The organism is Acinetobacter sp. AOR14_HL, from assembly GCF_027855175.1.
GTDB lineage: Bacteria > Pseudomonadota > Gammaproteobacteria > Pseudomonadales > Moraxellaceae > Acinetobacter > Acinetobacter calcoaceticus.
The window spans coordinates 91,740-109,385 of the sequence record NZ_JAKTII010000003.1 but is presented as its reverse complement, the minus strand read 5'-3'; the positions used below and the strand labels follow the sequence as shown (position 1 = coordinate 109,385).

General features: G+C 41.0%; 20 protein-coding genes and 1 pseudogene. 7 read left to right on the top strand and 14 right to left on the bottom strand.

Going from position 1 to position 17,646, the window contains the following annotated elements; genetic code table 11:
• Positions 1-4: 4 nt before the first annotated feature.
• From MKL38_RS01490 to MKL38_RS01445, 10 genes and pseudogenes are all read right to left on the bottom strand, one after another.
• Entirely contained in the window at positions 5-613 is a 609-nt protein-coding gene (locus MKL38_RS01490; RefSeq protein WP_270902294.1) for a malonate decarboxylase holo-ACP synthase, read from the bottom strand.
• Positions 604-2,208: a biotin-independent malonate decarboxylase subunit beta gene (locus MKL38_RS01485; protein ID WP_270902293.1), complete on the bottom strand. Its 1,605-nt coding sequence runs from the start codon at positions 2,206-2,208 to the stop codon at positions 604-606. Before MKL38_RS01485 ends, MKL38_RS01490 begins: the two co-directional genes overlap by 10 nt.
• The gene (locus tag MKL38_RS01480) at positions 2,201-2,500 is read right to left on the bottom strand and encodes a malonate decarboxylase subunit delta (RefSeq protein WP_004642485.1); all 300 of its coding nucleotides are present in this window, start codon (positions 2,498-2,500) and stop codon (positions 2,201-2,203) included. The genes MKL38_RS01485 and MKL38_RS01480 overlap by 8 nt, the downstream gene beginning before the upstream one ends.
• Before the next feature lie 2 nt (positions 2,501-2,502).
• A complete protein-coding gene (locus MKL38_RS01475; protein WP_270902292.1) occupies positions 2,503-3,387 on the bottom strand; it encodes a triphosphoribosyl-dephospho-CoA synthase in 885 nt (294 codons plus the stop codon).
• A complete protein-coding gene (mdcA, locus tag MKL38_RS01470) occupies positions 3,387-5,066 on the bottom strand; it encodes a malonate decarboxylase subunit alpha (RefSeq protein ID WP_270902291.1) in 1,680 nt (559 codons plus the stop codon). Before mdcA ends, MKL38_RS01475 begins: the two co-directional genes overlap by 1 nt.
• 152 nt (positions 5,067-5,218) lie before the next feature.
• Positions 5,219-5,340 (bottom strand): annotated as a pseudogene (locus tag MKL38_RS01465) (GNAT family N-acetyltransferase); the annotation flags it as partial.
• A 33-nt stretch (positions 5,341-5,373) separates the two neighbouring features.
• Complete coding sequence (locus MKL38_RS01460) at positions 5,374-5,994, bottom strand: LysE family translocator (RefSeq protein ID WP_270902290.1); 621 nt, start codon at positions 5,992-5,994, stop codon at positions 5,374-5,376.
• Between the two features lie 80 nt (positions 5,995-6,074).
• Positions 6,075-6,890 carry a helix-turn-helix transcriptional regulator gene (locus MKL38_RS01455; RefSeq protein ID WP_270902289.1) on the bottom strand — a complete coding sequence of 272 codons (816 nt, stop codon included), beginning with the start codon at positions 6,888-6,890 and terminating at the stop codon, positions 6,075-6,077.
• Positions 6,891-7,032: 142 nt separating this feature from the next.
• Entirely contained in the window at positions 7,033-7,632 is a 600-nt protein-coding gene (locus MKL38_RS01450; RefSeq protein WP_003651233.1) for a GNAT family N-acetyltransferase, read from the bottom strand.
• Between the two features lie 42 nt (positions 7,633-7,674).
• Entirely contained in the window at positions 7,675-8,310 is a 636-nt protein-coding gene (locus MKL38_RS01445; RefSeq protein WP_127491446.1) for an FMN-binding negative transcriptional regulator, read from the bottom strand.
• Between the two features lie 115 nt (positions 8,311-8,425).
• On the opposite strand from MKL38_RS01445, the gene pdxR reads away from it, so the two are divergent.
• On the top strand, positions 8,426-9,919 hold the full coding sequence (gene pdxR / locus MKL38_RS01440; protein ID WP_270902288.1) for a MocR-like pyridoxine biosynthesis transcription factor PdxR: 1,494 nt from the start codon (positions 8,426-8,428) through the stop codon (positions 9,917-9,919).
• A gap of 7 nt (positions 9,920-9,926) precedes the next feature.
• On the opposite strand, the gene MKL38_RS01435 is transcribed toward pdxR, so the two are convergent.
• Together MKL38_RS01435 and MKL38_RS01430 are read right to left on the bottom strand one after the other, a co-directional pair.
• Positions 9,927-10,616, bottom strand: a complete 690-nt coding sequence (locus tag MKL38_RS01435) for an LrgB family protein (RefSeq protein WP_270902287.1) — start codon at positions 10,614-10,616, stop codon at positions 9,927-9,929.
• A 12-nt stretch (positions 10,617-10,628) separates the two neighbouring features.
• On the bottom strand, positions 10,629-11,060 hold the full coding sequence (locus MKL38_RS01430; RefSeq protein ID WP_270902286.1) for a CidA/LrgA family protein: 432 nt from the start codon (positions 11,058-11,060) through the stop codon (positions 10,629-10,631).
• A 110-nt stretch (positions 11,061-11,170) separates the two neighbouring features.
• Here MKL38_RS01430 and MKL38_RS01425 point away from each other — a divergent pair, with 110 nt between their 5' ends.
• From MKL38_RS01425 to yghU, 3 genes are all read left to right on the top strand, one after another.
• Positions 11,171-12,076 (top strand): LysR family transcriptional regulator, encoded by a 906-nt coding sequence (locus MKL38_RS01425; protein ID WP_270902285.1) that lies wholly within the window; start codon positions 11,171-11,173, stop codon positions 12,074-12,076.
• Between the two features lie 118 nt (positions 12,077-12,194).
• Positions 12,195-12,821, top strand: coding sequence for a glutathione transferase (gene yfcF, locus MKL38_RS01420; RefSeq protein WP_270902284.1), 627 nt, complete (start codon positions 12,195-12,197; stop codon positions 12,819-12,821).
• A 33-nt stretch (positions 12,822-12,854) separates the two neighbouring features.
• Positions 12,855-13,703, top strand: coding sequence for a glutathione-dependent disulfide-bond oxidoreductase (gene yghU, locus MKL38_RS01415; protein ID WP_270902283.1), 849 nt, complete (start codon positions 12,855-12,857; stop codon positions 13,701-13,703).
• Positions 13,704-13,780: 77 nt separating this feature from the next.
• Here yghU and MKL38_RS01410 read toward each other — a convergent pair whose 3' ends face one another.
• The gene (locus tag MKL38_RS01410; protein ID WP_017389403.1) at positions 13,781-14,188 is read right to left on the bottom strand and encodes a DUF2000 domain-containing protein; all 408 of its coding nucleotides are present in this window, start codon (positions 14,186-14,188) and stop codon (positions 13,781-13,783) included.
• 155 nt (positions 14,189-14,343) lie between these two features.
• Between MKL38_RS01410 and MKL38_RS01405 the strand changes: the two genes are divergently transcribed.
• Positions 14,344-14,946 carry a LysE family translocator gene (locus MKL38_RS01405; protein ID WP_209830571.1) on the top strand — a complete coding sequence of 201 codons (603 nt, stop codon included), beginning with the start codon at positions 14,344-14,346 and terminating at the stop codon, positions 14,944-14,946.
• 47 nt (positions 14,947-14,993) lie between these two features.
• Here the strand turns inward: MKL38_RS01405 and MKL38_RS01400 are convergent, their stop codons facing one another.
• Entirely contained in the window at positions 14,994-15,812 is an 819-nt protein-coding gene (locus MKL38_RS01400) for an AraC family transcriptional regulator (RefSeq protein WP_270902282.1), read from the bottom strand.
• A 339-nt stretch (positions 15,813-16,151) separates the two neighbouring features.
• On the opposite strand from MKL38_RS01400, the gene MKL38_RS01395 reads away from it, so the two are divergent.
• The gene (locus tag MKL38_RS01395) at positions 16,152-16,661 is read left to right on the top strand and encodes a rhodanese-like domain-containing protein (protein ID WP_198078722.1); all 510 of its coding nucleotides are present in this window, start codon (positions 16,152-16,154) and stop codon (positions 16,659-16,661) included.
• 18 nt (positions 16,662-16,679) lie between these two features.
• Positions 16,680-17,621 carry a serine O-acetyltransferase EpsC gene (gene epsC / locus MKL38_RS01390; RefSeq protein WP_080026793.1) on the top strand — a complete coding sequence of 314 codons (942 nt, stop codon included), beginning with the start codon at positions 16,680-16,682 and terminating at the stop codon, positions 17,619-17,621.
• The last annotated feature ends 25 nt before the right edge of the window (positions 17,622-17,646 follow it).

The window sequence follows — 17,646 nt, the reverse complement described above, 5'->3', positions numbered from 1 at the left end:
TTCCCTAATTCCATGGGTTTTCTACTAAAACCGCACCATCTGCACGTTTTAATAGAACTTTTCCGCTATTTCTAGCCCATTCTTTTAAAGCCAAACCACCTTGTGGTAGTTGTAGCTGTATATCCACATTCAGCCCCGCTTGCTGAAAATTTTCGAGTAGCTCGACTGCTTGCTTTTTGGCAAAAGGCTGCTCAGCTCGAATCAACAAATCTATGTCACTTTGTTGGGTGACTGTTTCAATACCAGTTGCCAGTTCAAACCCGAAACTTCCTGTATAACCCCAACATCCTGAAAAACTTTTCATGATGTTAGAAATGCTCTGCAAACGTTCTGCCAAATGCTCAAACTGCTGTGTATTAACGTAAGTTAGTGCTTCGGGTTTAAGTTGTTTGGTAATAGCAGATCGTGGCATTTGAGCTGCATATCGTTGATAACGTAATTGTCCTCTTACGCCCACAGCCACCTGATCTACAGGAGTGATTGCCCGCCGAACCACAACAGGATCGCCTCGTAGTAACACCTCTTTCACCCAATGCGGAGCATCATCAGCCAAGCAGTTGGCTGTCATGCCCCACAGTAAATCATGGGCTTCGAGCTTAAGTTTCATGACCATTGATCACGCAATAATTCACGGACCTTTTTAGACATCTGACGATTTTGGCCGTGAAGTCTTTGTTCCAGTCCTCTAGACTGCTCAGCATTAATTTCTTTAAATGCTTGAGCAACCACCTGCTTCGCTAATGAAAGATCAGCATTTGTCGGTTGTTCCGGATTTTCAACCGATAACAGTTCCGACAACAATCCAAGCGTTGCATAACTTTCGATGTCATAAGCCATTGGAGGAATGCTTGCAGCCAATTGCTCTAACTCATCAACCGACCGTTGGGTCACGCGTGCAGCAGATTCTTTGCCCATTGCATGCACCATAACACCTGAATCTTTTAAGGCAATAATACGATTGGCTTGGTAACCATGCGCTAAGAAAGCACCTGACATCGACTTACCGACCAATAAACTGACAATAGGATGGCCTGCCAATCTAGCTCTAGCGTAGCTGTCTACTGCACCCGCTAAAGCTTGATGAATACCTAGTAATTCTTCACGGCGACCATAGGCCTGACTAGGTACATCAACCAGACATAAAATGCCGCGTTTAGTTTCTGAATGAACATCGGCTTGAATCACGTCATCTACAGCCTTTGCCAAGCTCCAACCTTCCAAAAGGCCAACTTCACCTTGTCTCGCTCGCGGGAACAGATTATTGCTGTCTTGAACAACAGCAATCACGCGTACTGCTTGCTGATCAATCTGACCATCTGCCACCCAAACAGAAGCTGGAAAACCTTCAACTGTGTTAAAGCCCTTCGTGAGTGCTTTAAACCAGTGTGCACCTCGCGTAGATGCTTTTTCTGCAGTATCGACTTGTTGTAGCTGCGCTAAATAAAACGAGTAATTTGAACTACGATGCTGATTGGGCACGCCTTGGGCTAAATAGTCGATCACTTGCTGACGGATTTTCTGGCGATCATCGTCAACATAGGCATCTGCCAAACCACTGGCAAAACGCTGATTTCCCCCAGTTATGCTCCAAATAAATGGGCGATCTTTGGCGTCATATTCTTGTACACCAGCTTCTTGTTCAATCACTTGCGGGCCATTTAAGCCTAAACGTCCTTCTTGTGTCATTACAATATAGCTACATAGTCCAGCTGCAATTGACATACCGCCGAAGCACCCTACACTGCCTGCAACCACAGCAACGACGGGTTGATACTGACGTAAGTTCACAATTGCAGCCTGAATTTCAGCAATTGCAGCCAAACCCAGATTTGCTTCTTGTAAGCGAACCCCACCAGTTTCTAGTAATAAGATTGCAGCCGTTGGAATACCTTTAAGATTGTCTTCAACCGCAAGCTCTAATGCACCAGCAATTTTGGCACCACCAACCTCGCCTAAGCTTCCACCCTGAAATAAGCCTTCAATTGAAATCAAAACTACTGGTCGTTCTTCAATAGTTCCTTTTGCAATCACCACGCCATCATCTGCTTGCGGCACAATATTTTGCTTAACAAGCCAAGGCGACATGACACGTGCAAATGGATCGAGTAACTCGCGAAAAGTCCCTTCATCCAATAATGCCTTGGCACGTTCTCTTGCACTGAGTTCAATAAAATCTTGTTTATTTAATAAACTTTGGATATCAGTCATGGGCAATCTCCTCCAAGGCTTGTTCCAGACGTAAGCGAACAACACCTGGGGTTGCACCAAAGTCATGAATATCAATATTGACGGCTGGTGGTATTTGCGCTGTAAAAATCCTTTCAAAAAGATTTTTCCAACGTGCAACACTACCATCCACCGAAGTCACCACCTGAATAGTAGTTTTTCCCGCCTCGCCGGGTTCCATCAAAATTTCTAAATCACCTGAACCCACACATCCGACTAATGCCTTTTTTACAGGTGGCTCTGTCGCCAAAAACTCAAAATGAAGTGTTTCCATAATCAAGATCCCTCTTTATTTTTTGAAGATGACTGCTCAACACGATCTATAAACAATGTTGCTGCCAACAAATCTGCAGCACCACCAGCTGAAGCTTTCATCCGAAGCAGGTCAATCTCTAAAAGATGCAAAGCGCGACGGCCTTCTAAGCTTGAGCTGCCACCCAAATCCAGTACTTGCTGAGCACCTTGTTGCATACGCTTTAAACCAGATGTTCCAGAGCGATAAAGCACGCAGGTATCGGTCAGGTTCGTCATCAAGGCAAGCAAAGCATCTAAACGAGCGAACTCTTCTTTCATCGGTTTACTGCGACTTTGATAAAGCTGCTTTAAACCAAAATTCACAATGGTTGGGAAACCTTGTTGCGCCTGTTCTTTTGCACCTAAGACAGCTATTTTTTTCTGTACTTGCTGACCATGACTCAAAGCCTGTTTGGGAATAAAACGATCTTCTAGCTGGGCAATCTGACCTGCCAGCTGACACAACTCAACAGCCGATAAATATTGTTGATTTGCGTGTGCAAGTGCCGCTGCCGTGACCATTAAACCCAAGGCCCAAATTGCACCGCGGTGTGTGTTGACTCCATCTGTTGCCAACATCATGACCTTTTCACCTTGGCGACCAATTTCACCAATGTCTTCACGCAAGGCCTGACACACTGTTCCGTGCTGGATTGCTGCTTGCGCCATTGCATCAAACATTGGGCCTAGACTTTTCGCAGAACGCTCCATTAATTCCAAAGTCAGATCATCATGTGCGCCACTGCCACGACGGTCGACCAAGGCTGGCTTTGGTGTCAGATTCACTTCATCAATTAAAGCCTCGATCGACATGTCTGCCAAAAGCTGACTATGGCTGAGTGTTTGATATTTAATTTGAGCCATCATTACCAACTCCTGAATTTTGCAGGGGGTTGATATAAACCATCTGACCATGTCACCAAGTCGGCAATATTTTTTGCAGCTAAAAGTTCACGTGTAGCATCGGTACGGCGAATGCCTAAATCTTCTGGGAACACCACTAAACCTTCACGTCGTAAACGTGCTGTGGTTTTAGAATCTTGGCTTAAACCAATACTGGTCACTCCTGCCACTGCAGCAATCATGGCTTGACGCTCTTCTTGGCTACTTGCTTTATATAGATAAGCAATGCCTTCTTCGGTAAGTAAATGGGTAACGTCATCGCCATAAATCATGATCGGTGCTAAAGGCAGACCTGCTGTTTTAGCAACATCAATCGCATCAAGACGTTCTACAAAAGTCGGCTTACCACCTTCTTGAAAGGTTTCCACCATTTGCACAACTAGTTTTTTACCGCGGGCCAAATAGGTTTCTGTTTCATTGGCACCTTGCAAGCGCATATCCAGCCATGCTGGCGTATCATGGCGGCGTCCGCGCGGATCATGCCCCATGTTCGGTGCACCACCGAAACCCGCTAAACGGCCTTTGGTAACAGTCGAAGAATGCCCCATGCCATCAACTTGCAAAGTTGCACCAATAAACAGATCAACGGCGTACTGACCTGCAAGCTGACACATCATGCGGTTAGAACGTAGTGCCCCATCACGACCTGTAAAGAAAACATCAGGACGAGCTGCAACATATTTTTCCATACCGAGTTCAGTACCAAAACAATGCACACTTTCTACCCAACCTGTCTCAATGGCAGGAATTAAGGTTGGGTGTGGGTTAAGAGTCCAGTTTCTGCAAATTTTTCCTTTTAAACCTAAAGACTCGCCATAGGTCGGTAAAATCAACTCAATTGCCGCAGTATTAAAACCAATCCCATGGTTTAACGATTGCACATTATGCTTTTCATAAATTCCGCGAATTGCCATCATGGCCATAAGCACATGAACAGGTTTGATATGTTTCGGGTCGCGAGTAAATAAAGGTTCAATATAAAAAGGCTGGTCTGCCACAACCACAAAATCAACCCAAGAAGCAGGAATATCAACACGTGGTAAATCAGTTACGTCATCGACCAATTCATTAACCTGAACAATCACAATGCCGTCACTAAAAGCCGCAGGTTCAATAAGTGCAGGAGAATCTTCAGTACTTGGACCTGTATAGATATTGCCTTGGCGGTCTGCCATAAAACCGGCCGAAAGCACAACATTTGGAATAAGGTCGACCACCAAACGTGAATATAGTTCGATATAAGTATGAATAGCGCCAATTTCTAATAATCCATCTTCAATCAACTGGCTAATACGCAAACTTTGAGGGCCAGCAAAAGAGAAATCGAGTTTACGTGCAATGCCTTTTTCGAACAGATCAAGATGTTCTGAACGTCCTACACTCGGCATAATCATATGTAAATCATGCAAAACATCTGGATTGGTTTGTGCCAAAGATCGAGATAAGAAATCTGCTTGCTTTTGGTTATTCCCTTCGAGTACGACTCTGTCACCCGGTGTAATCAGCGTTTCTAAGACTTTAATAATGTCTTGAGTTGGAATGACTACACCATCGGTATATTGGTTTGCCATCTCCAGTTTTAGCTGTTTAGCTTGACGCCGCTTTGTCCATAATCGTTCTTTATTTTGAACTGATCCTTCCATGTGCTTACCTATATAGATCGCAGTTTTGTTCTGAATCTATAAAAACGCTTTATGGAATTTTGATCAATCAACCTACATCAGCAGTGATTAACCTGAAGTTAATGGTTGAAATAAAGAATAGCTATTGATGAAAGAGTTTTAGGACTTTTAACCTACGACTTATTTCTAACGCGGTTTTTTAACAGCCATTCCAAGTTTGACGAACCGCAGGCCATTCATGTTTTAAAATGCTATAAACATGGGTAACTCGCAAAATATCATCTTTGACAATTTGAAATTAACTGCCCTTAGAACCTTACCTTTTCATTCATGATTTGGAACTAAATAATAATTTCATACCCAATCCAACAAAACCTAAAGCAAAACTGCGCCTAAGCCACTTTAATACAACAGGTTTGCCTACTACATGTTGACGCATCATTGCCGCAAAAGTGCCGTAAAACATAAAAACCACTAGTGTAATGAGCATAAAGATTGCACCCAATAGCAACATATCCAATGTAGGTGTTGTCGTATCAGTTCTAACAAACTGAGGTAAGAAGGCCAAGAAAAACAATGGTAATTTGGGGTTAAATAAATTTATAAATACAGCATAATTTATAATTTCGAAGGCTGAATGTTCTTTATTTTCTTGTTCAAAATGAAATGTTCCATTCTCCTTAAGTGATGACCAAGCCATATACAATAAATAGGAAACTCCTAGAAATTTTAAAATAGTAAATAGATATGGACTAGTGACAAACACTAAAGCAAGACCGGCAATCGCCAGCACCATGTGTGGAATAATACCAAGAGTACAACCCACCGCCGCAAACAGACTGGCTTTTCCCCCTCGGGTTAAACCTGTGGCAATGGTATAAATTGCGCCTGAACCCGGCGAGATAACCACAATAAGTGATGTAACTAAAAATTCGATACTGATCTGCATAAGCCACTCCAAACATGGATTTTGGCTGAGTATTACAGAGATACAAAATAGTGGTCTTGAACAAAATTGCAGAAGTTTTTCTAAGATAAAATAGCTTTTTGATAACGACTCGGAGTAATGCCTAACTGGCGGACAAACGCTCTTGTCATATGGCTTTGATCAGCAAAACCTGCCCGCAAGGCTGCTTCAATTATAGTATTTCCCTCTAATAGATAACGGCGTGCATGGCATACTCGTCGTTGTAGTAAATATGCATGTGGTGTAATACCGATCTCACGAGAAAAGCTTCGCAATAACTGAAAGCGGCTCAGATCACATAAACTAGCCAACTCACCGAGTGTAACCGCGTGCTCCGACATATCATCAAGATATTCTTTGGCACGTTGAGCAGAAGAACAACGGGCGTGTTGATAACGTTCAGATAGCATGTGGTAACGACTTACATGCATCAAGCTAAATAAAAGCATTTCCTCCAATGCTGTATTTTCAGCAACGGGCAATGACATTTCATTAAATAATCGCAATAAGCACTGGCCTAAAAGCCTATCACGTACCAAAGGCTGCAATACGGCATCGGCACTACGCCCTTCAGCAGCCAATTCTTGTTTTAATATTTCTGGCTGAATATAAACCATTTGCCATGCACGAGGACCATCAAGCGGTATACCATCATGAATTTCACCAGGGTTTACAATAATGACATCACCCGGTCCTGCCTCAACATGACCAACCAAACTCCATGAACGTTGTGCACCGCTGGTAATGATTCCAATACCGAGATAATCATGTGAGTGACGTGGAAAACTATGCTCGGTCAATAATGATAGAGCCTCCGTTCCAACCATTCGAGAACACAGTGGATCAACCTGATGGACTAGTCTAGACAATGGACTCATCCTGTAATAATAGTTATTTATTCTAATGCTTTTTCAAGAGTAGTAGAAATTGTGATCAAAGCATTAATTTTGCATAATTCATCTCATTCAGCAATCCTCTCTCAGGTAGAGAGGATACTTTTAGAAGAAATGAATTGTTAAATCATTTTACTCTTGGCTTACATAGTAACCATTCCAAGTTTTGACGAACCGCAGGCCATTCATGTTTTAAAATGCTATAAACATGAGTGTCCCGTAAAATATCATCTTTGACAATTTGATGGCTTCTGAGCACGCCATCGAGCTTTGCACCTAAACGTACAATTGCGGCTTGGCTTTGCACATTTAAAGAAGATGTCCGTAACTCAACCGCAATGCAGTCTAAAGACTCAAATGCATGAGCCAACAATAGTTTTTTACACTCAGTGTTCACAGGCGTGCGCTGTGCAGATTTACGATACCAAGTCGAACCAATCTCTGCACGGCGATGAGCTGCTTCAATATGCATTAAGGTCGTCATACCCACCGCTTGCCCGGTTTTTCGGTCTTCAATATAAAATGGCAACATGCTTCCTGATTGCTGCAAACCAAGACGTCTTTCAATTTCAGCAGTCATCTGTTCAGGTCTTGGAACACGGGTATACCAAAGATTGTAGAGCTCACCATCGCAAACTGCTTCTGCGAGCGATTCAGCTTGAGTTACATCTAGCGGCTTTAAAATAACGTGTTCGCCTACCAACTCAACAGGTGTAGTCCAAGACATGTTTTTCTCCTTAATGAATACTAAAATTTTATATTTTCAAAACTATTTGTTTAACTCAGCCACACTGTACATAGCATCCGCTATAGTTTTATGACCAGATTTCGCTAGACCATCCGCCGCACCTAAAATATCTCGACGATCTTTGTTTTGCCCAAGTTTTGATTTTCCTTGAAGCTTGGTAATTTCAATTTCTATACCGACAATAGCTTTTAGCATGGGTTCTAGATAGTCTTTTGGTGCATCAGACATTTTCCATGGTTCAGGTTGAGATGCTTCATGTGTACGGGTTAAACGAGCCACCACACCGCGAACATAACGCTCATCATCTCGAATCGTCACTTTACCGTAAGCATGTACAACTCTATAGTTCCATGTTGGCACTTGTTTGTGCTGTTCATGTTTGGATGGATACCAGTTTGGAGAAATATAAGCATCACCCGCCTGAAACACGACTAGCACTTCATCTCCATTTTTAACGTCCTGCCAGACAGGATTAATTCTAGATACATGCGCATGCAATACCCCTAAGTTCCCTTCATTTGTCTGTAACTCAAACGGAAGATGATTTGCATCTAAACCATTGCCCCCATGAGTAAAAAGCACACCAAACGGATGCTCCAAAATAAGAGAATGCAATACGTCCAAACGGTTTTCTGCAAAATCATCAGGGATATACATGGCTAAGAACCTCGTTGTAAATATCAGGGTTATTTATATTTTGTGTTATAAATTTTCTGGTTTATGTGGTTTATTAAAAAGAACCACTTTGTATTTTTTTAAGTAGACCAGAATTATGGCAAGAATGGCAAAAGTTGTTGAACTTCCGTCTATTGCAAAGATTGATAAAAGCCAAGGAAAGATTAGTGCTCAATTGACCCAAGCCTTACGCGAAGCTGTGCAAAGTGGTGATTTGCAGCCGGGAGACCCTTTGCCATCTTCCCGAGAACTGGCTCAAACCCTTGATGTGGCTCGCGGAACCATTATTGAAGCTTACGACCAGCTTTTAGCTGAAGGTGTTTTTGATTCTCAAGCAAGAACTGGAACTTATGTATCTCATGCTTTGGTTAAAACATCTGCGCAGCAACATTTTAAAAAAGAATCGATTAAACCAAGCTCAATACCTTTAACCAAATCTGCACTTTCTTATGCCCAAGTGCTCAAGGAATTTAAACCACTTCCCCATGTTCCATTTGCTGTATCTGTACCCGTCGGTCGCACTCAACCGAGTGATATTTGGCGTAAGTTTGGTAATAAATTTAGATCACGCGGCGCAGGTGCACCTTCGGGATATAGCGAGCCTCAAGGTGTATTATCACTAAGAATTGCAATAGCAGACTACGTGCGTCGTTCGCGCTCTGTACACTGTGAACCTGAACAAATCGTGATTACACCTGGCATTCAACAAGCACTTTATATTTGCAGCCAGATCTTATTTGAAGCCAAACATGAGGTCTGGATTGAAGATCCAGCTTATCGTGGGACCACAGCTATTTTTGAACATACCGTACAAAACATTGGTATGGTGCGTGTTCCGGTTGATGAAGAAGGTATTCAGGTTGAAGCTGGAATTAAACTTTCTCCAAATGCCCGTGCAGCTTTTGTAACCCCTTCTCATCAATATCCACTTGGCATGCCTATGAGCTTGGCAAGACGGACTGCGTTATTAGCTTGGGCCAAGCAGCAAAATGCATGGATCATTGAAGATGACTATGACAGTGAACTCCGTTATAACGGACAGCCCTTTCCATCTTTGCAAGGCATGGCACCCGATCAAGTGATTTATCTCGGTACTTTCAGCAAAGTATTATTTCCGTCACTTAGACTTGGCTATGCAGTGTTACCTAAGGAACTGGTGGCACCTTTTTGTGGACTCAGGGTGTTAATTGATAGACATCCACCTACAGCCGACCAACATGTTTTGGCTGCTTTTATTCAAGAAGGCTATTTGGAGCGGCATATTCGACGTATTCGGAATGTTTACTCAGAAGTTCGAGAACACATTATTGGTTTGATTGAAAAATACATACCTCAAGAACTGGCTTGGTTACAACCGGGCGATCAAGGCATGCATATGGTGTTATGGCTTGATCAACATATTAATGACGTTGAAGTCGCAAGCACAGCAGTCAATGCAGGCATTGCCATTAAAGCAATTTCACCGACATTTTCAAAAGAACAGCAACGTTCGGGTTTAATTGTTGGCTTGGGTGACTTTGAGCCCGAACTGATGCAACAAGCTATCAAAAAATTATCAAAGATTATTCAACAACATGACAAATCAAGTTAGATAAAACCTACAACAGCAACCATAGATGAATCGCAAATGGTCCAATCAGTACCATTAAAATACCGGCAATAACCATGGTTAAACTGGCAATTACCCCTTCTTCACTATTGCGCTGCTGTGCTCTAACTGTACCAAAACCGTGGGCTGCATTACCAAAGGCCGCCCCATTTGCTACGTTAGAACGGATTTTAGTAATCGCTAAAATCGCATCGCCGCAAATCATACCGACCAAACCAGTAATAACGGTAAATAGTGAAACCAATGCTGCCGAACCGTGAATATCTTCCGCTAAAATCATGGCAAATGGTGTGGAAATAGAACGTGCCATCAAACTATTGGTCACTTCAGGACTAAAGTGGAACCACTGTGCCATTTCGTAGGCAGACATTACGCCCACACTCATGCCCACAATAATCGCAATCGAAAGGACTCCAAGGTTTTTACGAATCGTTTCCCGATAGCGATAAATCGGCACAGCAAAAGCAACCGTTGCTGGTCCTAATAAATTAACAATCCACTGCGTATCTTCAGCATAAGTTTGATATGAAATGCCAAAAATCGTCATCAAAATGATGGTGAGTACAGGCACACTAATGGCGGGAGACAACCAAAGTTTTGGATTTTTCTGATAGATTCGCTTTGCTACAATATAAGCGACCAAAGTCCAGATGAGACAAAGAATTGACCAAATATTCATGTCGTTTGCTCTTTAGATATGCTTATGTTGAAGACGTTTGCGGGCCTGTAAATAAGCTTTCAAACGATTGTAATAATGAATGGTCAAACACGTACTGAGCATGACCGAAATGGTCCCAACCGCAATGCTCAAGACAATTTGCCAACCTTCGGTCATAAACAAAGTTTTATACTGAACTACGGCAACTACAACAGGCACAAAGAACAGTAACAGCTCACCTAAAACAACGTTTGCTCCCATTGCCACCTGATCCATTTTGATAATTTTAAAGAACAGGCATAAAAGCAATAAAAACATACCTAAAATGCCTGCTGAGACAGGTACGCCAAGTTTTTGATGTAAAAGATATCCCACCCACCAAAATCCAGCCAAAATCAGAATTTGTTTAATTAAAGCTAAAAGCGAAGGTTGTGTTGGTGTTGCAGAAGCAGATTCAGTACTCATTTTGCGAAATTAAATGGTTAACTACACCATTATGCTATCTTGGTTAAACCTGCTAAATATGAATTATTCATGTTAATATTATTCCAAAATGGAATAATCTATTCTTCACTATGCTCTCTTTAAAATCATTACAGTGTTTCGTTACCTTGGTAAAAACAAAAAGCTTTACCCGTACCGCTGAAGAGTTGTATTTGACTCAACCCACCATTAGTAAAATCTTACAACAGCTTGAAGAGCAGCTTCAGGTACAGCTTTTAGTTAAACCGGATCATGGACGCAAAAGACAAATTGAATTAACTGCAATTGGAGAGCGTATTTATCAACATGCGATTGAACTTCTTCAGGCAGAACAGAACATATTTCTTGAAATTGAAAACTATCAACAATTAAAAACAGGTACTTTAAAACTTGGCGTACCGCCTTTAGGTTCGCAGCTCCTAACGACTGCCCTGTTTGATTATCATCAACAATGGCCAGATATTGAATTGGCTTTTATGGAGGTTGGTTCGCGTGGTATTGAACAAGCTTTACTCAACAACGAACTAGACGTTGGCGTTTTATTACAGCCCTTTGATGAGCAAATCTTTAATAGCATTGAGTTATGTAATTACCCTTTAATGGTTCTTTTACGTCGCGATGCGACTTGGGCAACTCGCAAAAAAATAAATCTAGAAGAACTACAACATCAGTCGTTTTTAATGTTTCCAGAAAACTTCTCTCTAAATAGTATTATTCTCGATGCTTGTAAACAGCGTGGATTTTATCCCTCTATCGCTTGTCGTACCAGTCAATGGCACCTCTTGGCAGATATGGTTTTACAACGTATGGGAATTGCTCTACTGCCACAATATTATACCGACATGCTGGACCCTACTTTATTTGCAGCAGTACCGCTTGAAAAACCAAATATTCAATGGCACTTAGTCATGGCTTGGAAAAAGAATCTTCCTGTCTCACCAGCGGTACAAGCGTGGCTGAGCATTGTTCGTCAGCATTTTCAGCACATTAAACCCTAATGAACAATGAAATTGCTTAATTCAGAAATCGATAAAGCTTTTCCACAAAAAAGCTACCCAATCTTGGAACAGCTCACTTAGACTAGATGCCATCCGTTTTATGACATGGACAATAACAATGAATAATGAACATTTTAAGCTGTACACAGATTCACAATTTCTAAGCCCCTACGCATTTACAGTTTTTGTCGGGCTACATGAAAAACAAATTCCATTTGAAATAGCGACCATCAACTTAGGCCAACAAGACCAGTTTGAGAAATCTTTTGTAGCAAAGTCATTAACAGCAAAAGTTCCTGTACTTGAACACAATGATTTTGCTCTATCAGAATCATCTGCCATTTTGGAATATTTAGAAGAGCTCTATCCAAACACACCAATTTATCCAACAGATATTCAGGCTCGGGCAAGAGCAAGACAACTACAAGCATGGCTCAGATCAGACTTGGTAGCATTAAGAACTGAACGCCCAACTGATGTTATTTTTATTGAACCCACATCTACCCCACTTTCAGAAGAAGGTCAAAAGGCAGCCGAGAAACTGTTTTTTGTTGCAGAAAAACTTTTAGCGCCTGATGCCGAATTTCTGTTTGATTCATGGAGCATTGTGGATGCTGAACTCGCACTAATGTTACAACGCCTCATCCAAAATGGTGACGCTGTACCAGATCGATTAAAAAATTATGCACTGCAACAATGGCAACGCCCGAGCGTTCAAAAATGGCTTGCCTTGCGACATAACTAAACCCTATATTTCAACCAAACATGAGATAAAAAAATGAGTGATTCAAACTATATTCCTCCACAAGTTTGGCAATGGACTGGAGAAAAAACCGATTTAAACCAGCCCACTTCAGGCGCTCGATACGAACACACACTCCCTGTTGGGAAACACCCGCTCCAACTCTATTCTTTAGCAACACCTAATGGTCAAAAAGTCACTATTTTGCTTGAAGAGCTTTTAGCATTAGGGCATCAAGATGCTGAATATGATGCTTGGCTCATTAAAATTGGTGAAGGCCAACAATTTGGCAGTGGCTTTGTAGAAGTTAACCCTAACTCTAAAATTCCAGCATTGGTTGACCATAGTCAAAATCCACCATTAAGAGTTTTCGAGTCTGGTTCAATTTTGCTTTATTTAGCTGAAAAGTTTAAAGCTTTCATTCCGACCGATATTGCTGCACGTACTGAATGTCTCAATTGGTTATTCTGGCAAATGGGCAGCGCGCCATATTTAGGTGGTGGTTTTGGACATTTTTATGCCTATGCGCCCGTTAAAATTGAATATGCGGTTAACCGCTTTGCTATGGAAACAAAACGATTACTTGATGTGTTAGATCAACATCTAGCAAAGCATGAATATTTAGCTGGTTCTGAATATACCATCGCTGATATTGCTGCATTTCCTTGGTATGGTGGTCTAGTTAAAAACTGGGTCTATAACGGCGCGGAGTTTTTAGGTGTTGATGAATATAAACACGTAAAACGCTGGGCAGATGCAATTTTGGCACGCCCTGCTGTTCAACGTGGTCGTATGGTCAACCGTACCTTTGGTGATTTAGAAACACAGTTACATGAACGTCATGACGCCAGTGATTTCGAGACTAAAACACAAGATAAAGTTTAATCGTTATTTTTTAAATAAAACCCACTTTTGCTCAAATAGTGGGTTTTATTAATCTTCAATATTAAAAATTATTTAACCTATTGATGTAATGAAAGTCCTTTAATTGCCTTATCAACTGCTTTTTTAGGTCCTCTTAACGCAACCCCAACCAAATTTAATTGATTTGCATCGTCGGCCAAAAAAGCCGCTCGATTATCCTCATCATTGCCTGTAGAAAACATGGCATGTACATATGGAATAATCGTTAGATCTTGCTCAATTCCCTTACGATGCGCTTTTTGTAGTCCTGATAAATCCCCCTCAAATACCAACATTGGCTGCCCTAGCATATTGCCATATTCATAACCATTTGCATCGATATAAGGTTTACCCAACATTTCAGGTACAGCCGACGCAACTCCCGTTGCCAAAAAAGCCACAACATTTAGTCTTTGCCAAGTCGCAAGATCATTACGGACAATCAACGCAATTTTTGTGTCAAACATAAACCTCTATCCTGAATCATTTATCTCAAGTCAGTCATCATGCCTAATCCAGATTTTTCTCGTCTTGTACGTTTGTGCAAGCGCAATCACAAACGTACAAGACCCTAAATTTACGAGTCAGTATGCTGGGTTGTTTTTGATTCAGTAGATGCATTATGGAAATCTTTCTTTATACCTTAAGTGTGATGTATAGCCCTGGCCCAGTAAATTTTATGGGTTTGAATGCGGGACTTACAGGACAGTTTAAAAAAACGATTTATTTTTTTATGGGTGTCGGCTGTGCGATGCTGATGTTATTCATGATTTTTGGATATGCAGGTGCGGCTATTATTCCACAAAATGCCCTGCACTATATTGCCTTGCTCGGCGCATGTTATACATTTTATCTTGCGTTTCAGATGTTAAAGGCGGATATCGATATTAATGATGAAACCACTGAAATTCAGACACTTTCTTTCTGGAATGGCTTTTGGATACAAACATTAAATCCAAAAGGGATTTTGGTTATTTTGCCTGTTACAACGATTATGTACCCGACAGCGCACATTACTGGCATTCAAATCTTCTTAGTATCGTTGCTCATTTCGATGGGTGCAGCAGGCGCACCCTGTCTTTATTCGTGGGCTGGTGCAGTGTTAGGCAAAAAAATTAAAAATAAAATTTGGTTTAATCGCTTAAATAAAACCATGGCAATGATGCTAATCATTTCTGGCATATTTATGCTTTACGACTTCTTGAAAGGCATGAATCTAATTTAAGACCAAGTTTATGTCAGTCTAAACAGGCTGACTTTTAAATAACCTGTTTAAGAAGATAACTTATTGATCATTCGCCATCTGGCTGGAGTCAATCCAAATGCTTTTAGAAAATGACGAGTCATGTGACTCTGATCAAAAAATCCTGCAATTAAGGAAGCTTGAGTCAATGACTCTCCATACATTAGACAAGACTTCACAACCTCTAACCTACGCATGGTCATATATCGATGTGGACTTGTACCAAATAGCAGTCGAAAGTCGCGTGAAAGACTCCAACGGTCACGCCCAATATTTTTTTCAATATCATCTAAAGAAATATTCTCAAATAAAGATGCATGTATAAACTCTCTGGCACGTTCCGCTGCGACATAGTCATAAGAATGAGAAGTTCGCTGTTTTTTATCAGAAATCTCGTAAAGAGTAGTTGCCAAATCATATAAAGCATCTTGCTTTTCTAAAGGGTCGATATGCTGGTCTATCCCTTGCAATAAAACATCTGTTGCTTTAAATAATCGGATATCTTGGCTTAGTCCATTCTCAAAAAATGGTAAAGGTTTACCCTTCATAATTTCCTGTAGGGTTGCAGGTTCTACATATGCCATCCGATATCTAAAACCATCTCGTGTACCGGACTCTCCATCATGTTTTTCATCAGGATGTAACACCATGGTCATTCCTGGCAAGCTATGTTTCATCTCTCCCCGATAATGAAAACTTTGAACACCAGTTAATGTCCGACCAATTGCAAATGTATCATGACGATGCGACTCATAAGCATGATCATTAAAAAATGCTTCGATTCGCTCCAGACTATTTGGATCAGAATTTCTAACAATCCAATCATTTGCATTGGGCAGTTCAATCACATAGTCACCAAAATCTTATATTTCTAAACAACATTGAGTATACAAGTTATGGCTTAAACTCTAAGCATTTATTTTACAAAGCAACCAGTTATTCTCTTTAGCAGTGAATTCTCTGATTGCTAAATATGATGTGACATTAAACAACGAGTTTATTTAATTTTTATACTTATCTAATTTTAATAATAGTTAATAAGATTAATTAATAATATTTCCAAAAAATACCTACATGCTCTATTTATAAAAAAATATATATAAATAGATATTCATTATTTCTGCTTATATTTAAATCAGCGTAAATTCAACAATAACAATCTAGATAGAAGATAAAGGATATTTTTAATGAATGCCAAATTAAATACAGAAAACCGTTCTGGTTTTATTTCATCGGGTTCAAATACATCCTTGTCAAATGAAGAGATTCTTTCTAAAGCACAACAATATGCCCAAGACCATGAGCTTAATTTTAGTGGAAGTTTATCACCCACCGATGCATGGCATCTCGTACAACAAGGACAGGCCGTTTTAGTTGATGTACGCACTAACGAAGAGCGCAAATTTGTAGGATATGTTCCTGAAAGTATTCATGTTGCATGGGCAACAGGCACCTCTTTCAATCGCAACCCACGTTTTTTAAAAGAACTCGAAACCAAGACGGGTAAAGATAAAACCATTCTTTTGTTATGTCGTAGCGGAAACCGCTCAGCATTAGCAGCCGAAGCCGCATTTAATGCGGGTTTTGAGCACATTTATAACGTTCTTGAAGGCTTCGAAGGTGACTTAGATGACAAACAGCAGCGCAATCAAAAAAATGGCTGGCGTATTCATCAACTCCCTTGGCAACAAGACTAAAACTTCAACACATTTTCAGTGAATCAAGGAAAGCTTGTGACTCAATGGAACATTAATGCTGTTGTACAGGGTTTACAACAAGCAAGGCATGACTGGCGTCAGCAACAGCACAGAATCAAAGAATTTGGGGGCCGTGAACTTCCATCTAAAGAAGCTTTAAAAGCCATTTTAGATGACCTCTGCGGCATTTTATTTCCAATGCGTTTAGGCCCTGCCGACTTACGTCAGGAAACTGAAGATTCTTATATTGCCTATACTTTAAATCGGGTACTCACAGCCTTACATGCTCAAGTACAACTGGCTTTAAATTATGAGGCAAAGCGTCATTTGGGTCATTCAAGCACAGCCCAACAGCCGCAAGAGCTTGCCCAAAATATTGTTCAGGATTTTGCTAATACCTTGCCTTCTATACGTCGTCTTTTAGATGGCGATGTGCGTGCGGCCTACGAAGGCGATCCGGCGGCACATAGTGTGGATGAGGTACTACTCTGCTATCCGGGCATATTTGCGATTATTCATCACCGAATTGCGCATCAGTTATATGCCCAAGTACCTCTACTGTCTCGCATTATTTCTGAGTTAGCCCACTCTGCAACGGGGATTGATATTCATCCGGGTGCACAAATTGGTAAAGGATTTTTTATCGATCATGGGACTGGCGTAGTGATTGGTGAAACCAGTGTCATTGGGGAACGTGTCCGTATTTATCAGGCAGTAACACTCGGAGCAAAACGCTTTGAAACCAATGATGATGGTGCTTTGAAAAAAGATTATACACGCCATCCAATTGTTGAAGATGACGTTGTGATCTATGCAGGTGCCACTATTTTAGGCCGTATTACGATTGGTCGAGGGTCCATTATTGGGGGAAATGTCTGGCTGACACATAGTATTGCCGCCGGTAGCCAGATTTTACAGTCACCAAATGAGTCTTATCAAAAAAATCATATTCCCGGTTAAAAACTATAGATGTGAAATAAATAGA

Bases quoted from the DNA above. Each gene is read 5' to 3' on its own strand.
- MKL38_RS01490 (WP_270902294.1), bottom strand. From the start codon at position 613: ATGGTCATGAAACTTAAGCTCGAAGCCCATGATTTACTGTGGGGCATG.
- MKL38_RS01485 (WP_270902293.1), bottom strand. From the start codon at position 2,208: ATGACTGATATCCAAAGTTTATTAAATAAACAAGATTTTATTGAACTC.
- MKL38_RS01480 (WP_004642485.1), bottom strand. From the start codon at position 2,500: ATGGAAACACTTCATTTTGAGTTTTTGGCGACAGAGCCACCTGTAAAA.
- MKL38_RS01475 (WP_270902292.1), bottom strand. From the start codon at position 3,387: ATGATGGCTCAAATTAAATATCAAACACTCAGCCATAGTCAGCTTTTG.
- mdcA (WP_270902291.1), bottom strand. From the start codon at position 5,066: ATGGAAGGATCAGTTCAAAATAAAGAACGATTATGGACAAAGCGGCGT.
- MKL38_RS01460 (WP_270902290.1), bottom strand. From the start codon at position 5,994: ATGCAGATCAGTATCGAATTTTTAGTTACATCACTTATTGTGGTTATC.
- MKL38_RS01455 (WP_270902289.1), bottom strand. From the start codon at position 6,890: ATGAGTCCATTGTCTAGACTAGTCCATCAGGTTGATCCACTGTGTTCT.
- MKL38_RS01450 (WP_003651233.1), bottom strand. From the start codon at position 7,632: ATGTCTTGGACTACACCTGTTGAGTTGGTAGGCGAACACGTTATTTTA.
- MKL38_RS01445 (WP_127491446.1), bottom strand. From the start codon at position 8,310: ATGTATATCCCTGATGATTTTGCAGAAAACCGTTTGGACGTATTGCAT.
- pdxR (WP_270902288.1), top strand. From the start codon at position 8,426: ATGGCAAGAATGGCAAAAGTTGTTGAACTTCCGTCTATTGCAAAGATT.
- MKL38_RS01435 (WP_270902287.1), bottom strand. From the start codon at position 10,616: ATGAATATTTGGTCAATTCTTTGTCTCATCTGGACTTTGGTCGCTTAT.
- MKL38_RS01430 (WP_270902286.1), bottom strand. From the start codon at position 11,060: ATGAGTACTGAATCTGCTTCTGCAACACCAACACAACCTTCGCTTTTA.
- MKL38_RS01425 (WP_270902285.1), top strand. From the start codon at position 11,171: ATGCTCTCTTTAAAATCATTACAGTGTTTCGTTACCTTGGTAAAAACA.
- yfcF (WP_270902284.1), top strand. From the start codon at position 12,195: ATGAATAATGAACATTTTAAGCTGTACACAGATTCACAATTTCTAAGC.
- yghU (WP_270902283.1), top strand. From the start codon at position 12,855: ATGAGTGATTCAAACTATATTCCTCCACAAGTTTGGCAATGGACTGGA.
- MKL38_RS01410 (WP_017389403.1), bottom strand. From the start codon at position 14,188: ATGTTTGACACAAAAATTGCGTTGATTGTCCGTAATGATCTTGCGACT.
- MKL38_RS01405 (WP_209830571.1), top strand. From the start codon at position 14,344: ATGGAAATCTTTCTTTATACCTTAAGTGTGATGTATAGCCCTGGCCCA.
- MKL38_RS01395 (WP_198078722.1), top strand. From the start codon at position 16,152: ATGAATGCCAAATTAAATACAGAAAACCGTTCTGGTTTTATTTCATCG.